This window comes from Pseudomonas ulcerans, assembly GCF_036324125.1.
Taxonomy (GTDB): Bacteria; Pseudomonadota; Gammaproteobacteria; order Pseudomonadales; family Pseudomonadaceae; genus Aquipseudomonas; species Aquipseudomonas ulcerans.
This window is the reverse complement of the sequence record NZ_JAZDQN010000020.1, coordinates 57,662-73,848: the sequence shown is the minus strand read 5'-3', so window position 1 is coordinate 73,848 and position 16,187 is coordinate 57,662. Positions and strand designations below refer to the sequence as shown.

Sequence of the window (16,187 nt, the reverse complement as noted above, 5' to 3'; positions counted from 1 at the left end):
GAGTCAAGACGCCGGGGCGGGCTTGCGCAAGCAGGCGAGGGTGAGCCAGTACGCACATCCGTCATCGGGCTGGAAATTTTGCCATGGCCCTTCGCTTGCGAATGAGATAACTTCTCAATCCCATCCGTTCCAGAGCCCTGCCACCGTGGCCGATTCCAACAAGCTGATGCACGACATCTACAGCGAACACCATGCCTGGGTGTACAGCTGGCTGCGCAGGAAGCTCGGCTGTGCGCACAACGCGGCGGACCTGGCCCAGGACACTTTTCTGCGGATCCTCTCGTCCCGTGACGCCTTGCTCCAGGCGAGCCAGTCCCGCGGCTACATCGCCACCACCGCGCGCAACCTGCTGATCGACCGGGCTCGCCGCCAGCGTCTGGAAAAGGCCTACCTGGAAGAGCTCGGCCTGCTCGCCCTGGAGCATCCCGGCGCGCCCGGTGCCGAGCGCATCTGGGAAACCCTGGAGGCGCTGGAGCAGATCTGCCGCTTGCTCGACGGCCTCGCGGCCAAGCCGCGCCAGGCGTTTCTCCTGCATTACCTCGAAGGCCAGCCGCAGGCCGTGGTTGCCGAGCAACTGGGCATCAGCGTGCGCATGGTGCAGAATTACCTGGTCCAGGTGTTGCTGCACTGCCAGCAGCTGCGCGATCCGTCATGAGCGCGGCTGACGACCTGGCCGTCGAGGCCGCCGAATGGCTGGTGCAGCTCAGCGCCGACGAGCCTGCCGAGCGCGAGCGGGCCGAGCACGAGTACCAGGCGTGGAAGGCGCTCAGCCCGGCCCATGCCGAGGCGGCCCGGGGCATGGAGCACATGTTGGAAAGCCTGCGCGGCATTCGCCAGCAACCGGCCAGCGAACGCCGTCTGCACCGGTTGATCGAGGGCGAGGTGCGCTTCAGCCAGCGCCACCGGCGCAACAAGCGCCTTGGCGCCGCCCTGGGCATTGCCCTGGCAGTGCTGGTTCCGGGCTGGCTGGGGTGGCAGCACTACCCGAGCGTGTTGCTGTTCGCCGATCTGGACACGGCCGCCGGGCAGTGGCGCGAAACCCGCCTGGAAGATGGCAGCCAGCTGACCCTGGCGGGTGGCAGCGCGGTGGACCTCCACTTCACCGCGACCGGGCGCGAGGTGCGTCTGTTGCGTGGCGAGATTCGCGTGGAGGTCGCCGCCGATGCACAGCGGCCATTCGAGGTGATCACCGAGGATGGCCGCATCCGCGCCCTGGGCACCCGTTTCCTGGTCAGCAAGCAGGCCGCCGCCACCGATCTGAGCATGCTCGAATCCAAGGTGCTCGCCCGCGCCAGCGAGGGCCCGGCACAAGCGCTGGTCGCGGCGGGACAGCAGGTGCGCATTCGCCGCGACGGCATCGACGGCCCGCAGGGCATCGACCCGGGCTCCACCGACCAGGCCTGGCAACAGCACCGCCTGCTGGCCCGTGGGCTGCCGCTGGCGCAGGTGCTGGAGCAGTTGGAGCGGCAATACGCCGGCGTGCTCAGCTACGACTGCGAGTCGCTGGCGTCCATCCAGGTCTTCGCCTCGCTGCCGCTGGACGATCCGCAACGCGCCTTGCAGTTGCTGGAGGCCAGCCTGCCGATCGAAGTCACCCGGCTGACGCCATGGCTGACCCGGGTCACGATCCGCGCGCATTGACAGCAGGGGTCGCGGGCATTGCCATACATCTCGGTCAAGTGAAGCGCAGACCTTGTGGGAGCGGGTTTACCCGCGATTGCGATAGTGAATTCACCGACGCAATCGCGGCGGTCCGGCGTTCCGGTAAACCCGCTCCCACAGAGTCCGCGTTGCCTTGCCTGCTTCGGAATTCAGCTCGGGACGAAATGTGCCTTTCAAAAAAACACCGCCCCGCGGTTCGCCTTTTTCCCGATGGTCCGTTGAAGTTCATGAGAATGAATTTCAACACTGGGAGACGCTTCACCATGCCGCAACCACGCATCCGCCTCCGGATCAAACCGCTGCTTCTGGCTGTCCAGCTGGCCTGCGCGCTGCCCCTGGGCATCAGCGGCCAGGCCCATGCCGACACCGCGACGGCGCAGTACGACATCGCCGCAGGTGCGCTGGGCGATGTGCTCAGCCGGTTCGCTGCCCAGGCCGGCATCGACCTGGCCGTGGACGGCCGTCTGGTCGCTGGCCTGCGCAGCGGTGGGCTGCACGGCAGCTTCGCGGCGGAGCAGGGCTTGCAGCATCTGCTCGCCGGTAGCGGCTACACCTTTGCCCGCACCGCTGCCGGCTACGTGCTGGTGCCGCAACCGGAGCAGGGCGCGTTGCAACTGGAAGCCACCAGCATCACCGGCCTGCGCGCCTCGCAGAACCCCAAGGGGGCGGTCGACGGCTACCTGGCGACCCGCGCCAGCAGCGCCACCAAGACCGACACCCCCTTGCTGGAGACCACCCAGAGCATCTCGGTGATCACCCGCGACCGCATGGCCGTGCAAGGCGCGCAGACGGTCAGCGAAAGCCTTGGCTACACCGCCGGGGTGCACGCCAACGTCGCCGGCAACAACCCCACCGACAACACCATCATGGTCCGCGGCTTCCAGCAGTTGAACACCAATGCCTACACCGACGGCCTGCGCAACAACCAGATCGGCTACTACGCGCCCGAGCCCTACGGCATGGAGCGCATCGAAGTGCTCAAGGGACCGGCCTCGGTGCTCTACGGCCAGGGTTCGCCCGGTGGCACGGTGAACTTCGTGTCCAAGCGCCCGACCTTCGCCAGTCACCGCGAGGTCGGTTTTTCCACGGGCAGCAACGATCGCCTGCAGGCCTACACCGATGTCGGCGATGTGCTGGACGAGCAGAAGACCCTGGCCTGGCGCTTCGTCGGCCTGGGCCGCGACGCCGACAACAGCATCGACGGGATCAAGGACGACCGTGTCTACATCGCCCCGAGCCTGACCTGGGCACCGGACGAGGACACCTCGCTGACCCTGCTTGCGTCGTACCAGCGCAACAAGAACCTGTTCACCAGCAACCTGCCGTACTCGCTGTTCGACGGCTCCAATCCCAACGGCCGGGTATCGCGCCACCGCTCGCTGAACGAGCCTGGCTTCGACTCGGAGAAGTCCGAGCAGACCAGTCTCGGCTACGAGTTCAGCCACCGCCTCGACGACCACTGGACCCTGCGCCAGAACGCGCGCTACACCCACTTCACCGGTTACGAGGACCAGCTGTTCCGCAACAGCGGGGTGATCGCCAGCACCACCATCAACCGCTACTACCAACTGCGCGACTACGGCAACGACAACTTCGCCCTCGACAACCAGTTGCTGGGTAATTTCGATACCGGACCGCTCAGCCACACCTTGCTGGCCGGCGTCGACTACCAGCACAGCCGGCGCAGCAACGCGGTACAGACCGGCAATGCCCCGGCGATCAACCTCTACGCACCGGACCGCAGCGTGACCATCGACACCTCGCGCTACACCAGCCTGATGGACGTCGCGGAAAAGTCCCGGCAACTGGGCGTGTACCTGCAGGACCAGATCAAGGTGGACCACTGGGTCGCCTCCTTCGGTGGACGCTACGACTGGGCCAGCCAGGACACCGACACGCGCAACTTCGTCGCCGCCAGCGGCCTGACCACGGTCACCCCGCAACGGGTCGACGCGGAGGACTTCACCGGCCGGGTCGGCCTCGGCTACCTGTTCGACAGTGGCCTGTTCCCCTATGTCAGCTACACCGAATCCTTCGTCCCCACCGCCGGCACCGACCGCAGCGGTTCGGCATTCGAGCCGGAGACCGCCAAGCAGTATGAAGTGGGCGTGAAGTACCAGCCGACCGGCTCGGACAACTACGTGACGGTCTCTGCCTTCGACCTGCGTCGGCAGAATGTGCTGACCACTGACGTATCGGCCCCGAGCTACAGCGTGCAGGAAGGCGAGGTCAGCTCCCGCGGGCTGGAGCTGGAAGGCGTGCTCAAGCCGGTGACCGGACTCAACGTGATTGCCTCCTGGACCCTGAACAAGGTCGAGGTAAGCAAGGACAACCCCAACACCGCAGGCATCAGCAACAAGGGCAAGACCCCGGTACGCACCCCCGAGCACCTGGCGTCGGTGTGGTCCGACTACACCGTGCGGGGCGGCCTGCTCGCCGGGCTCGGCTTCGGCGCTGGCGTGCGCTACACCGGCTCCACCTATGGTGATGCACAGAACACCTTCAAGGTGCCGGACTACACCGTGGTGGACGCGATGGTCAGCTACGACTTCGGCAAGGCCGATCCGCAACTGGAAGGGCTGAAGGCACAGGTGAACGTGAAGAACCTGACGGACAAGTACTATGTGGCGGGGTGCTTTGCCACGGTGGGATGCCTGTTGGGGGCGGAGCGGACGGTGACGGCGGATCTGACGTACCGGTGGTGAGTTCGAAGCCGGCTGCGCTAGCGCGGCCGGCTACAACTGATGGGTCGCAGATTACTGGCTTCGCTGGCTTTCAGGTATGGCACCTATGCAGTCACGAATGGTGGGGCCGACGTAGGTCATGCCGGCCCACACGCCGCCATCCTGGTCCCAATTCAAACGTCCACCGGAAAATGCCAGGTCGTAAATGACAGTTTCGCCGATGACTTGACCGTTGTAGTTGTCGTAAAGGCGATAGAAACCTGGTAGTTCCCACGTATGAGGCCAGTTTATCTTGCCGCCCTCGTTAGGAATGGCTTGACCATGCAGTATGTTCGGTAGCAACCAAAAAGGTTCGAATGCCTGGATGCTGGAGCAACCGTTCGGGCTTTGTTTAGCTTCTCCCCACGGAGACGCCAGACCCTTTTCCCACCATTCCGAGGCGAACCACAAGCTGAAGGCGATAAGACTGGCGATAGCTGCTCTTCTCCAGAAACGCCTGATCAAGATACATTTCCCAAGTCGATTACTTTGTCGATATCCCGCCAGAGAATATCGGAGTAGAGAACATAGTCCCCTCCCATTTCCGTTTTCTCTCTGTATTTCCTGAAGTCATTATTTCGAATCAGCGCAAACTGATCGCTTGACCACTTGTAAATGGATTGACCACTGGGCAGCGCAGCCCGGGCCATCTCGGACTTGGTCAATACCCGGTCTTCAGTCCAGACACCCAGGAACTGTAGGCCGTTGAAGTCATAGTGATCGCGGATGTAGAAACCGATCCGTTCGACCTTGAGGTAATTTCGCATTTGGCGTGTTGTCGGATCCTCTCTGCTGAACGTTTCGCCAATAACTCCAATCTTCAATGTGGCTACACCCAGCGCACCGTACATATCGTCCAGCGGGTCATCGGGTCGACCAAGCTGGACAAAGTTGACCTGCGCCGAGGCGTCCATTTCTCGAGCAGAAAGCGTTGATGAGCCGAATTTGAACACTCCTTGCCCCTGCCAGCCGCCAATTTTCAGCAAGGCCTTGAGCCGACTGATGGCGTTTGGCGTCGTTAAAATGGATTCAGCTTGCCTAACAGCTGCTCGGCAGCGATCAAAGCGCATCGCCCAACTCATGGTTACGAGGTTCTCGTCACATTGCGCTGCTGACAGTTCCATTGGTTTGGGCTGACCATCTTCCTCTTTCCATCTTTCGGGCATCTGCCACCCCGGACTGTCGAACCATCGCTGCATCAATGCAGCCGAGGTATGCCAGCCCATTTTGCGCATCGCCACCGGCACTTTCGTCAGCGGCAATGCATTGATCACGATTTCCTTGGGCTGATGTCGGCCTCCCGGCCAGGTATCCAGCGTAGCGTTCTCCAGCAGGAACTGGGTATCGGGCCCCAATGCGGTGGTTTGTTGGAAATCCTTAAGGGACATGGCGATTACTCCAGAACGGGGGAGGGGGCGTTGGTGGCGATGAACACGATGGCGGGTTTGCTGCTGGTGCCGATATGGCTGAAGCCTTCATCGTTCAACTGGTGCTGACCGATCTGTTCACCGTTCTGGAACAACGTATAAGTGTGGAATCCACAGGGCCTGCGCTGCTGATCGAGAAGTCTGAAGGCCCCGCTGCACTCCTCTTGCGGTGGAGCCGGAGTGAGATTCGCACGCATTGGTTCGGTGCTGCGGGGTGGGCTTCCCGCTGGCCGGCGCGTGGGGGCGAATCCCGACCGGGCGGGCGAAGAGGTCAGGGGCCTGTGCTCTGGTTCATAAGTGGCATGGGTGTAGCTGTGATAGAGCGTGGCTCGACAGGGGCAACCACTGACACTGTTCAGGGTCCCGGCGACAGGTCGGTCGGAACTTTTGATATAGCTGACGCCGCCCAGGATCTGGTACGTCTTCCCGGTTACCCCGCAGGTGACGCTGTCACCCTCCCGGGCATGCTGGATGCCTCCCCAGGTAATGAGATCGTCTGCGCCGGTGACCTCGCCACCGCAACTGGTCTTGTCGCCGCGGCGAATGAAATATCCGTCCATTTACAGGCTTTCCTCCTGGCTTGAATTCGTGAGACGGTCTGCACGCCTTTCGTGTTGAGCGGTATGCAGGCCAACCGGCCAGAGAGTGCGCGTAACGGTTAGAGAATTAAGTAGGAAAAGTCCGAACAATTAGGGGGAAATGACTTAGCTTATTGATCTTGGCGACGACCAGGCTCCTATAAAGCTGCTTCCACCTGTTCATGGAGAACCAAATGAGTACGTCCATCCTGCTGCTCCCCGGTATCGGCAACTCCGGTCCCGGTCACTGGCAGCGCCTGTGGGCCGAAACGCTGCCCGACATGCACCTGATCGACGGCCAGGACTGGGACAACCCGGTGCGCGAGCAGTGGGTCGAGAACCTGGAGGCGGCGGTGCGGCGAAGCGGCCCGGACACCCTGCTGGTGGCCCACAGCCTGGGCTGCCTGCAGCTGGTGCATTGGGCGCAGCTCAGCGATACTCCGATCCGCGCTGCCTTGCTGGTCGCTGTCCCCGATCCCGGCGGCCCGGCGTTTCCCGCCCAGGCGCGGGGTTTCGACGGGGCTGGGCTGGCACCGCTGCGTTTCCCGAGCACCCTGGTGGCCAGCGGCAACGATCCTTATGCCAGCCTCGACTACAGCCGTCATTGTGCCGAGGCCTGGGGTAGCCGTTTCATCGAGGTCGGCATGCTGGGCCATATCAATGTCGGCAGCGGACTGGGCGACTGGCCGCGGGGCAGGGTGCTGCTGGATGAGCTGGCAGGGCGTCGATCCGGTTGAATCTCCGTCGACGGGTGATGGTCACAGCCACGAAGACCACCCTGTCGAGAGAGGCAAGCATGAGTAACGATGAACTGGAACGTGAAGTCCTGACCCGTCTGCTGCACGCGCATCCGGAGGGACTGGGCAAGGAGATCCTCGACAACTATCGCGGCGAGAAGGCGGTGGCGGGGATGCTCAAGACCTTGCAGGAACGCCATCTGATCCAGGGCCAGCCGGTGACCGTGGAGGGGCATGAACCGAGCGTGGTGTTTCCGATCAAGTTGAGCAGTGCGGGAGTGGAGGCGGCGAAGCGGTTGGAGGAGGGGGCGTAGGAGCTGCGTTAGCTGCGAAGGACCGCGCAGCGGTCCCGGTTCCCGATCTGCAGCCGGAAGAAGACCATTGGCCTGGCTGTAGACCCGGAACCGGGACCGCTACGCGGTCCTTCGCAGCTGACGCAGCTCCTACCCGGGATGTTTACCCGCCCAGCACCGGCGTACGCGGGGGAATCATCCGCCGGTTGCCGGTGGCTTCGAAGGCCGCTCCGAGCTTCAGCAGGTTGGAGTCGTCATAGGCCTTGCCGGCGAAGGTCAGGCCCACCGGCATGCCGATATCGGCCATCACGCCCATCGGCACGGTGACGGTGGGTACGCCGAGGTGACGGATCGCCAGGTTGCCGTTGGCCACCCAGATACCGTTGCTCCAGGCGATGTCCGCCGATTGCGGATTGACGTCCGCATCCGCCGGGCCCACGTCGGCCACGGTGGGGAACAGCACGGCGTCCAGGCCCATGGCGTCCATCCAGTCTTCCAGGTCCTGCTTGCGGGTCTGCTCCAGGCCACGCAGGCCATCCGGCACGGTGGGAATCTCGTTCCACGGGGTGATGCCGCGCTCGGCCATCTTCACGTATTCGTCCATGCCGGCCGCCAGGTCGCCTTCGCGGTTGGGCAGGGTGCCCGGGTCGTGGGGGAAGATCTTCGGTCCGTCGACATCCACCAGGCGGTTCAGCTTCGGATCGCCGTTGGCCCGCAGGAAGTCGTCGAAGGCCCAGGCGGTCAGGTCCCACAGTTCGTGGTGGAGGAATTCCTTGGAGACGATGCCGCGGTTGAACACCGTCGGTGCGCCCGGGCGGTCGCCCTCGCAGTTGGACACCAGCGGGAAGTCCACCTCGATGACTTGCGCACCGGCCGCTTCCAGGGCCTGGCGCGCCTGTTTCCACAGGTCGATCACCGAGGCGCGGGTGTTGATGCGCTGGCCGGTCGGGCCGCCGATACCTGGCTCGGCGGAGGTGCCGGCGGCTTCGTCGGCATTGATGTACATCTTCGGCACGCCCAGGCGCTTGCCGGCCAGGGCGCTGCTGCCCACCGCCAGTTCGGCATAGGAGGCCGGACGCACCGACGCCACGCTCGGGATCGGCACCCAGGGCTGCAGGCGCCACAGGTCGCCGCGGGTGTCGGTGTCTTCGGCGACCACCACGTCGAGGACTTCCAGCAGGTCGGCCATGGTCCGCGCGTACGGCACCACCACGTCCATGGTCGGGGTCAGCGGCCAGTTGCCACGTACCGAGATCACCCCGCGCGACGGGGTGTAGGCGCACAGGCCATTGTTCGAAGCCGGGCCGCGGCCGCTGGACCAGGTTTCCTCGGCCAGGCCGAAGGCGGAGAAGCTGGCGGCGGTGGCGGTACCGGCACCGTTGGACGAGCCGGAAGCGAACGGCGCGGTGAGGTAGCCGGCGTTATACGGGCTTTCCGCACGACCATAGACGCCGCGCTGCATGCCGCCGTTGGCCATGGGTGGCATGTTGGTCTTGCCCAGGCAGATCGCCCCGGCAGCGCGCAGGCGCTCGATGGTGAAGGCGTCGCGATGGGCCACCAGCTCGGCGAAGGCCGGGCTGCCGGAGGCGGCGGTGAGGCCCTTGACCAGGTAGCTGTCCTTGGCGGTGTAGGGAATGCCATCCAGCGGGCCGAGGGTTTCGCCACGGGCACGGCGGGCATCGGCGGCTTCGGCTTCCTTGAGCGCCTCGGGGTTGCGCACCACCACGGCATTCAGGGCGGTAGGGGTGTCGGCACCATCGTAGGCATCGATCCGGGCCAGGTACGCCGTGACCAGTTCGACCGCCGTGGTCTGGCCGGACTCAAGCGCGGCACGCAGTTGGGCAATGGAAACTTCGGTGACCTCGATCATGCAGCTTGCTCCGGTGGCTGACAGTTGACAGGGAAGGGGATTCCCTCACGCAGGGACATCACGCTTTTCAAATTGTTTTCTCGTTGGATACCCCGTTGTGTGGTTTTACACAACGGCTTGGCCTAAAGCGGGTGATATTTTTAACACTTGGCGCTCAACAAGGGAATGGGGCGCGATGCAAACCCAATGAAATAGCCGATGACCCGCACTCTAGCCGGTCACTGTGTAGAAAAATATGAACAACCGATCGCCCTGTGCCAATGCACCGGAACCAGACAAGGAGGGAAATATAGAAGAGAAGAATGGCAGGGGCGGCTGGATTCGAACCAACGCATGGCAGGATCAAAACCTGCTGCCTTACCGCTTGGCGACGCCCCTGTTGCGACGGATGAAGGATCATCCTGATGCAGAATCCTGCTGCTGAAGCTACGGACGCTGTGGCCCGTTGCAGGATGGGCGGCAATTTAACAACATTTGTTACGTCTGTGAAGCCTTTTTTGCAAAAAAACAGGTTTTAAAACAGCGACTTACTCCGGGACCCGGGCGGCAGAAGTCTGACTGGGCTATTTCGTACAAGGTAATAGGCGTTTTCCGACGTACTCTCTTTACTCGCCTGATCGCTGCCGCTCTAATGAACCCCCCCCGCGGCGCGGGCCTGGCATGGACCGCCGCTGCTTCACCGCAAGGAAAAGTGACCATGATCATCGGTATCGATCTGGGTACGACCAACAGCCTGGTCGCCGCCTGGGATGGCGAATCCGCCCGCCTGCTGCCCAATGCCCTCGGCAATCTGCTGACCCCCAGCGTGGTCGGCCTGGATGACCAGGGCCAGTTGGTGGTCGGCGATATCGCCCGGGAACGCCTGCAGACCCACCCGCAACTCACTACCGCGCTGTTCAAGCGTGACATGGGCAGCGCCCGCGAGACGCGCCTGGGTGCGCGCGCCTATCGCGCCGAGGAACTGTCGGCGATGCTGCTGCGCAGCCTCAAGGCCGATGCCGAACGGGCCCTGGGCCAGCCGGTCACGGAAGCCGTCATCAGCGTCCCCGCCTATTTCAGCGATGCCCAGCGCAAGGCCACGCGGATTGCCGGTGAGCTGGCCGGGCTGAAGGTCGACAAACTCATCAACGAACCCACCGCCGCCGCCCTGGCCTACGGCCTGCATCAGCGCGAGGAAAGCACCTTCCTGGTCTTCGACCTGGGCGGCGGCACCTTCGACGTGTCGGTGCTGGAACTGTTCGAAGGGGTGATGGAGGTGCGTGCCAGCGCCGGTGACAATTTCCTCGGCGGCGAGGATTTCGACGATGCGCTGGTAGCGCATTTCGTCGAGCGCATCGGCAACCGCGACCTGCCCGATGTCACCCGGCCGGAACTGGCCCAACGTCTGCGTCGCGAGGCGCAGCGGGTGCGCCACGCCCTGGGGCAAGCCGCCAGCGCTCGCTTCACCCTGGCCGACGACGGTCGCGAATGGTTCCTGGAGCTGACCCAGGACGACCTGGCCACGGTGGTCAAGCCGTTGCTCGACCGCCTGCGCGCGCCGATCGAGCGGGCGCTGCGGGATGCCCGGATCAAGGCGGCGGAGCTCAGCGAGGTGCTGCTGGTAGGCGGGACCACGCGCATGCCGCTGATCCGCAAGCTGGTCGCCTCGCTGTTCGGGCGCATCCCGGCGATGCAGTTGAACCCGGACGAAGTGGTGGCCCAGGGCGCGGCGATCCAGGCGGCGCTCAAGGCCCGCGACGCCTCGCTGGAAGAGGTGGTGCTGACCGATGTATGTCCCTACACCCTGGGCATCGAGACCTCGGTGCAGATAGGGCAGGGTTACCAAAGTGGGCATTACCTGCCGATCATCGAGCGCAACAGCGTGGTGCCGGTGAGCCGTTCGCGAATGGTCTCGACCCTGTCCGACGGCCAGGAGCACGTGATCGTGCGTATCTTCCAGGGCGAAGGCCGCCTGGTGCAGCACAACATCTTCCTCGGCGAGCTGGATATCCCGGTGCCCAAGCGCCGTGCCGGCGAGGTCGATCTCGACGTGCGCTTCACCTACGACAACAACGGCCTGCTGGAAGCCCAGGTGTACTTGCCGATCAACGGTGAAACCCGCTCCCTGGTGATCGAGAACAACCCCGGCGTGCTGGACAAGACGCAGATCGCCGAACGCCTGGCCGCGCTGCAGGAACTCAAGGTGCACCCGCGCGACCAGCAAGCCAACACCCTGTTGCTGGCGCGGCTGGAGCGTCTGTACCAGGAGCACCTTGGCGAGCGCCGCGCCTATATCGCGCAACTGGCGAACTACTTCCAGCAGGCGCTGGAAAGCCAGGACGAGCGCGAGGTGCGCAAGGCCTACAGCAGTGTTCTCGAACACCTGGCCCAGTTCGAGCGGGAGGGCTGAGACGTGGACGCCTGGGAAGTATTGGGCCTGGAGGCCGACGCCGACGAGCGGGCGATCAAGCGCGCCTATGCCCGGCTGTTGAAGGTCCACCGCCCCGATGAGGACGCCGAGGCGTTCCAGCGTCTGCGCGAGGCCTACGAGTCGGCGCTGGGCGAGGCGCGCTGGCGGGCGGAATACGAAAACGAGGATGAGGGCGACACCGCGCAGCCGCTGCTGGCCGAGGCCGCCGTTGTGCAAGAGGAAGCACCGCCCTCCGCGTCGCTGGCGGCAACAGCGGCAACAGAGGTGCAGGCCGACTACCTTCTCTCCGCTGTGCCTGAGCCGGAAATCTCCATGACCCTGATCCGCCAATGGCTGGAAGAAGGGCGTGAGCGGCAGTTGATGGAGGTGTTGCCTGGCCTGTTGAACAGCGAGGCGCTGCTGTCCTTTGACCGGCGCCAGCAGTTCGAGGAGCGCTTGCTGGAACTGCTGGAGCACGGCGAGCACTGGTCGCCCGCGCTGTTCGAGCGGATTTCCCAGCTGCTGGGCTGGGACGATGCCCGCGGTCACCTGCCCTGCGAACCCTGGCGCTGGCACCGCTTGCTCGACCGTTGCAAGGCCGTGGCGGAGCTCGAAGGCTTGCGCCGCGACCTGGACGGACCGCGGCCGGAGCGTGCGCTGTCGTTCGTTTTCAACGATCTGGACGACCTGCGTCGGCGACGCCTGGCGGACCGTTTCACGGAGAGCGAATGGCAGCACTGCCTGCGGGTTTCCGATCAGGTGGAGAGCCAGAGCCAGACGCTGTGCGCAAGGCTGGGGCTGGACGTCCAGGAGGGCTGGCGCCGTTGGTTGCCGCGCAGTCTCGGGCCGTTGTTCGTGTACATCTGGCTGATGTACGGCACCGTCATGCTGCTGCAGGACGATCCTGCCAAGTGGCGCTGGACGACTATCGACGTGGTTCTGCGGCTGTTCTTTTCCCTTTTCGGCGGTGCTGTCTGCATCGGGGTGTACTCGGTCATTTTTCGCTTCGCGACATGGCTGGTGTCCGTGGATATTCCGCTGAGCCGTGCGCTGTTGCCCGCTGGCCTGTACCGGCGCGGCGCTGGCCTGCTGGTACTGCGCCATGTGCTGCCCGTCGTGGTGCTGGCGGTGGGTGCCGCGTCGATGCTGGCGACCCAGCCGTGGTGGGAGCGCGCCGTGCCGTTCGTGCTGCTGGCGTTCTCGCTGTACCTCACCGATGCGACCCTGCGTGACCGCGTTCCGCGGCCCTGGAGCAGGGTCTACCTGGCGCTGACCCGGCCAACCCAGGAAACCGGCTGGTAATTGCCATCAAACGAAAAGGAGTTCCGCCCATGTTCCCGCTCGATACCTGGTTGGCCTACACCGCCGCCTGCCTGCTGCTGGTGATCTCCCCCGGCCCCGACAACCTCCTGGCCATCGGCCGCGGCCTGAGCCAGGGGCGTCTGGCGGCGATTGTCTCCGGCGCGGCGTCCGGCGTGGGCATCCTGTTCCACACCACCACTGCGGCCCTGGGCCTGACCCTGCTGATGCAGACCTCGGCAGTGGCGTTCTGGGTGGTCAAGCTGATCGGTGCCGGCTACCTGCTGTGGCTGGGGATCAAGGTGCTGCGCTCGCGCAACTTGATCAACTTCGCCCCGGCGGCCCGGCAACCGCTGCGCAGCATTTTCCTCACCGGCTTCCTCTCCGCAGCGTTGAATCCCAAGCCGGGGCTGTTCGTGCTGGCCTTCATCCCGCAGTTCGTCAATCCGCAACTGGGCTCGGTGACCACGCAGATGTTCGTCTATGGGCTGTGGTTCGCCGTGCTGACCGTGGTGGGCTTTGCCCTGATGGGGGTATTTGCCACCAGCCTGACCAACGCCATCCGCAACCGTCCGCGGGTGGTCAATGGTCTCAATATCGGCGCCGGCGTGACCTTCGTCGCCTCCGGGGTTTCCGTTGTCGCGCTGAGCCAGAAATAACTGCGCCGATCATCATCGGCGCTTTGACTCGGCTCATCCCTGTTTATTATTCTTGACGGCGTTTGGCCCCGGACTCCCGGGGCCGGGCAACGGACCAGAATTCGAATAAATATCCGGGGTGCGTGCATGACGATCAAGGTACTGGAAGCCCACGAGGTGAACGAACACCGCGTGGCCCTGCCGGGCTGGCAGGAACAGTACACGCAGATGTCCGCCGGACGCTTCCACGGGCGCCTGGTGCATGCCGAGAGTGCCGCCGTCGAGCTCTACGAGGAACGCATGAACCTGCGGGTCGAGCAGGAATTCCATGCCCCGGCGGATGCCCTGGTGTTCAGTTTCGACATGAGCGACAACGCCCTCTACCTGCTCGATGGCCAGACCCGCAATGCCTGGGTAACTCCGGAAAACTACCGGGAAGTCGCCGTGGTGCTGAAACAGCCTGCGGCCTGGAACCGTTCCGCCAGCGAATTCCGCCAGTTGATCCTGCAACCCTTGCGCTCGTCCGGCTGCAGCAGCTTTGCCAGTTCGCTGTGCGGGGTGCTGGCGGAGGCGGTGCAGGGCCAGGTCGACGTGGACGCGCCCGGGTTCGCCCGGCAGATTGCCGATGGCTGCTTCCAGGTGCTCGACGAAGCCCTGCAGGTGGGCGGCCGCGGGCGCGCCGAGTGCCATGCGCGGCGGGTGGTGGAGCGGGTCAAGGAAGTGGTCAACGATTGCCCGCAGGACAGCTTCGGTGTGCTCGACCTGGCGGAAGCGGCGGGGGTGTCGGTGCGTCATCTGCAGCAGTCGTTCATGCGTTATGCCGACATGCCGCCGACGGTGTGGCTGCGCAATCGCCGGCTGAATGCGGCGCGACGCGACCTGCTGGCGGCAGACCCGGCGCAGGTGACCGTGGCCGAGGTGGCGATGCGCTGGTCGTTCTGGCACCTGGGGCGGTTCTCCCAGTCGTACCATGGGTTGTTCGGGGAGTATCCGAAGGCGACGCTGAAGCGGGGGTAAGGATCCGGTTTTTCTGCTGATCCTGATGGCCTCATCGCTGCATGGGTATCTACACATCTCAGCGAAGTTGAGAAACAGAGGTTGAGAAAGCGGCGCGCACCTTGTGGGAGCGGGTTTACCCGCGATTACGGCAGTGAATTCAACATAGCAATCGCGGGTAAACCCGCTCCCACAAGGTACGCGCCTAACTTGACCGAGATGTGTAGATACCCATGCAGCGATGAGGCCATCAGCAGCACTACATCACCCGGACATCAACCCAGCGCCTCCCGCACCCGATACCAGAACATCCCCAGCGCCAGCAACGGCGAGCGCAGCAGCTTGCCGCCCGGGAAGGTCAGGTGCGGCACCGCACTGAACACATCGAAACCCCGGCTCTGCCCCACGGAAATCGCTTCCGCCAGCAGCTTCGCCGTCCAGTGCGTGACATTCAGCCCATGCCCGGAATAGCCCTGGGCGAAATACACGTTCGGATGCTGCGCCAGCCGCCCCACTTGCGGGAAACGGTTGGCGGTGATGCCGATCATCCCGCCCCACTGGTAGTCGATGCGTACATTGGCCAATTGCGGGAATACCTTGAGCATCTTCGGCCGCATGTAGGCACCGATATCCTTAGGATCGGTCCCGGAGTAGTGGCAGGCACCCCCGAACAGCAGGCGCCGGTCCGCCGTCAGGCGGTAGTAGTCGAGCCCGACCTTCTGGTCGCACAGCGCCAGGTTCTGCGGGATCAGCCGGGACGCCAGTTCCTCGGGCAACGGCTCGGTGACGATCACGTAGCTGCCCGCCGGCAGCACCTTGCCGGTCAGGCGTGGCTCCAGTTCGTCGAGGTGGGCGTTGCAGCCCAGCACCAGGGCATCGGCGCGGACCCGGCCGCGGGCGCAGTGCAGGACCACCTCCTTGCCATGTTCGATGCGCAGCACCGGGCTCTGCTCGAAGATCCCCACGCCCAGCCCGCTCGCCGCACGGGCTTCGCCGGTGACCAGGTCGAGCGGGTGCAGGTGCCCCGAGCCCATGTCGATCAGGCCGCCGGCATAGCAATCGCTGGCCACCACCTGGCCCATGCGCTGCGGTTCCACCAGTTCGATGGGGTGGGCGTAGCCGGCCGCCGCCAGCGCGTCCCGCTCTTCGCGCAGTCCGGCGAACTGTGCCGGGGTGTTGGCCAGTTCGCAGAAGCCCCAGCGCAGGTCGCAGTCGATGCCGAACCTGGCGATGCGCTCGGCCACCAGGGTCACCGAGTCCTCGCCGGCCCGTTGCAGGTAACGCACGCCGTCTTCGCCGACATATTTGCCGAAGCCGCTGACATCGTGGCCGATGCCACGGATCAGTTGCCCGCCGTTGCGCCCGCTGGCGCCCCAGCCGATGCGCCGGCCTTCCAGCAGGACCACGGAGTGGCCACGCAGGGCCAGTTCCAGGGCGGTGTTGACCCCGGTCAGGCCGCCGCCGACCACGCACACGTCGGCGCGGATCTCGCCGTCGAGCGCGGGGTAGGGCTGGCTGTCGCGGGCGGTGGCGGCGTAGTACGACGCGGCATGCTCGGCATGTGGGTTCATGGAC

At 64.6% G+C, this 16,187-nt stretch carries 14 protein-coding genes and 1 tRNA gene; 9 read left to right on the top strand and 6 right to left on the bottom strand.

The window, feature by feature from the left end:
- The first annotated feature begins 166 nt into the window (after positions 1-166).
- From V0R59_RS18390 to V0R59_RS18380, 3 genes are all read left to right on the top strand, one after another.
- Positions 167-655, top strand: a complete 489-nt coding sequence (locus V0R59_RS18390) for a sigma-70 family RNA polymerase sigma factor (protein ID WP_330075916.1) — start codon at positions 167-169, stop codon at positions 653-655.
- A complete protein-coding gene (locus tag V0R59_RS18385) occupies positions 652-1,641 on the top strand; it encodes a FecR family protein (RefSeq protein ID WP_330075889.1) in 990 nt (329 codons plus the stop codon). The genes V0R59_RS18390 and V0R59_RS18385 overlap by 4 nt, the downstream gene beginning before the upstream one ends.
- A 284-nt stretch (positions 1,642-1,925) precedes the next feature.
- Entirely contained in the window at positions 1,926-4,367 is a 2,442-nt protein-coding gene (locus V0R59_RS18380) for a TonB-dependent siderophore receptor (RefSeq protein WP_330075888.1), read from the top strand.
- 51 nt (positions 4,368-4,418) lie between these two features.
- Here V0R59_RS18380 and V0R59_RS18375 read toward each other — a convergent pair whose 3' ends face one another.
- From V0R59_RS18375 to V0R59_RS18365, 3 genes are read right to left on the bottom strand one after another with little or no spacing between them, the layout of a single operon-like run.
- Complete coding sequence (locus V0R59_RS18375; RefSeq protein ID WP_330075887.1) at positions 4,419-4,850, bottom strand: hypothetical protein; 432 nt, start codon at positions 4,848-4,850, stop codon at positions 4,419-4,421.
- Positions 4,847-5,773: a DUF6402 family protein gene (locus tag V0R59_RS18370; RefSeq protein WP_330075886.1), complete on the bottom strand. Its 927-nt coding sequence runs from the start codon at positions 5,771-5,773 to the stop codon at positions 4,847-4,849. Before V0R59_RS18370 ends, V0R59_RS18375 begins: the two co-directional genes overlap by 4 nt.
- A gap of 5 nt (positions 5,774-5,778) precedes the next feature.
- Entirely contained in the window at positions 5,779-6,372 is a 594-nt protein-coding gene (locus V0R59_RS18365) for a PAAR domain-containing protein (protein ID WP_330075885.1), read from the bottom strand.
- A gap of 212 nt (positions 6,373-6,584) precedes the next feature.
- On the opposite strand from V0R59_RS18365, the gene V0R59_RS18360 reads away from it, so the two are divergent.
- Both V0R59_RS18360 and V0R59_RS18355 read left to right on the top strand, forming a co-directional pair.
- Positions 6,585-7,127 (top strand): RBBP9/YdeN family alpha/beta hydrolase, encoded by a 543-nt coding sequence (locus V0R59_RS18360; protein WP_330075884.1) that lies wholly within the window; start codon positions 6,585-6,587, stop codon positions 7,125-7,127.
- Between the two features lie 59 nt (positions 7,128-7,186).
- Positions 7,187-7,441 (top strand): hypothetical protein, encoded by a 255-nt coding sequence (locus tag V0R59_RS18355; RefSeq protein ID WP_330075883.1) that lies wholly within the window; start codon positions 7,187-7,189, stop codon positions 7,439-7,441.
- Positions 7,442-7,583: 142 nt separating this feature from the next.
- On the opposite strand, the gene V0R59_RS18350 is transcribed toward V0R59_RS18355, so the two are convergent.
- Positions 7,584-9,290: an amidase gene (locus V0R59_RS18350; protein ID WP_330075882.1), complete on the bottom strand. Its 1,707-nt coding sequence runs from the start codon at positions 9,288-9,290 to the stop codon at positions 7,584-7,586.
- A gap of 303 nt (positions 9,291-9,593) precedes the next feature.
- Positions 9,594-9,668: transfer RNA gene (locus V0R59_RS18345), tRNA-Gln, on the bottom strand.
- A 319-nt stretch (positions 9,669-9,987) separates the two neighbouring features.
- Here V0R59_RS18345 and V0R59_RS18340 point away from each other — a divergent pair.
- From V0R59_RS18340 to V0R59_RS18325, 4 genes are all read left to right on the top strand, one after another.
- On the top strand, positions 9,988-11,679 hold the full coding sequence (locus V0R59_RS18340; RefSeq protein WP_330075881.1) for a molecular chaperone HscC: 1,692 nt from the start codon (positions 9,988-9,990) through the stop codon (positions 11,677-11,679).
- 3 nt (positions 11,680-11,682) lie between these two features.
- Positions 11,683-12,981, top strand: a complete 1,299-nt coding sequence (locus V0R59_RS18335; protein ID WP_330075880.1) for a J domain-containing protein — start codon at positions 11,683-11,685, stop codon at positions 12,979-12,981.
- Between the two features lie 29 nt (positions 12,982-13,010).
- On the top strand, positions 13,011-13,637 hold the full coding sequence (locus V0R59_RS18330; RefSeq protein WP_330075879.1) for a LysE family translocator: 627 nt from the start codon (positions 13,011-13,013) through the stop codon (positions 13,635-13,637).
- 126 nt (positions 13,638-13,763) lie between these two features.
- A complete protein-coding gene (locus V0R59_RS18325; protein ID WP_330075878.1) occupies positions 13,764-14,633 on the top strand; it encodes a helix-turn-helix domain-containing protein in 870 nt (289 codons plus the stop codon).
- Positions 14,634-14,887: 254 nt separating this feature from the next.
- On the opposite strand, the gene V0R59_RS18320 is transcribed toward V0R59_RS18325, so the two are convergent.
- On the bottom strand, positions 14,888-16,183 hold the full coding sequence (locus tag V0R59_RS18320) for an NAD(P)/FAD-dependent oxidoreductase (RefSeq protein ID WP_330075877.1): 1,296 nt from the start codon (positions 16,181-16,183) through the stop codon (positions 14,888-14,890).
- Positions 16,184-16,187: the final 4 nt, after the last annotated feature.

Coding starts and splice junctions, on each gene's coding strand:
- V0R59_RS18330 (WP_330075879.1), top strand. CDS start 13,011: ATGTTCCCGCTCGATACCTGGTTGGCCTACACCGCCGCCTGCCTGCTG.
- V0R59_RS18355 (WP_330075883.1), top strand. CDS start 7,187: ATGAGTAACGATGAACTGGAACGTGAAGTCCTGACCCGTCTGCTGCAC.
- V0R59_RS18385 (WP_330075889.1), top strand. CDS start 652: ATGAGCGCGGCTGACGACCTGGCCGTCGAGGCCGCCGAATGGCTGGTG.
- V0R59_RS18320 (WP_330075877.1), bottom strand. CDS start 16,183: ATGAACCCACATGCCGAGCATGCCGCGTCGTACTACGCCGCCACCGCC.
- V0R59_RS18390 (WP_330075916.1), top strand. CDS start 167: ATGCACGACATCTACAGCGAACACCATGCCTGGGTGTACAGCTGGCTG.
- V0R59_RS18325 (WP_330075878.1), top strand. CDS start 13,764: ATGACGATCAAGGTACTGGAAGCCCACGAGGTGAACGAACACCGCGTG.
- V0R59_RS18360 (WP_330075884.1), top strand. CDS start 6,585: ATGAGTACGTCCATCCTGCTGCTCCCCGGTATCGGCAACTCCGGTCCC.
- V0R59_RS18340 (WP_330075881.1), top strand. CDS start 9,988: ATGATCATCGGTATCGATCTGGGTACGACCAACAGCCTGGTCGCCGCC.
- V0R59_RS18365 (WP_330075885.1), bottom strand. CDS start 6,372: ATGGACGGATATTTCATTCGCCGCGGCGACAAGACCAGTTGCGGTGGC.
- V0R59_RS18370 (WP_330075886.1), bottom strand. CDS start 5,773: ATGTCCCTTAAGGATTTCCAACAAACCACCGCATTGGGGCCCGATACC.
- V0R59_RS18380 (WP_330075888.1), top strand. CDS start 1,926: ATGCCGCAACCACGCATCCGCCTCCGGATCAAACCGCTGCTTCTGGCT.
- V0R59_RS18350 (WP_330075882.1), bottom strand. CDS start 9,290: ATGATCGAGGTCACCGAAGTTTCCATTGCCCAACTGCGTGCCGCGCTT.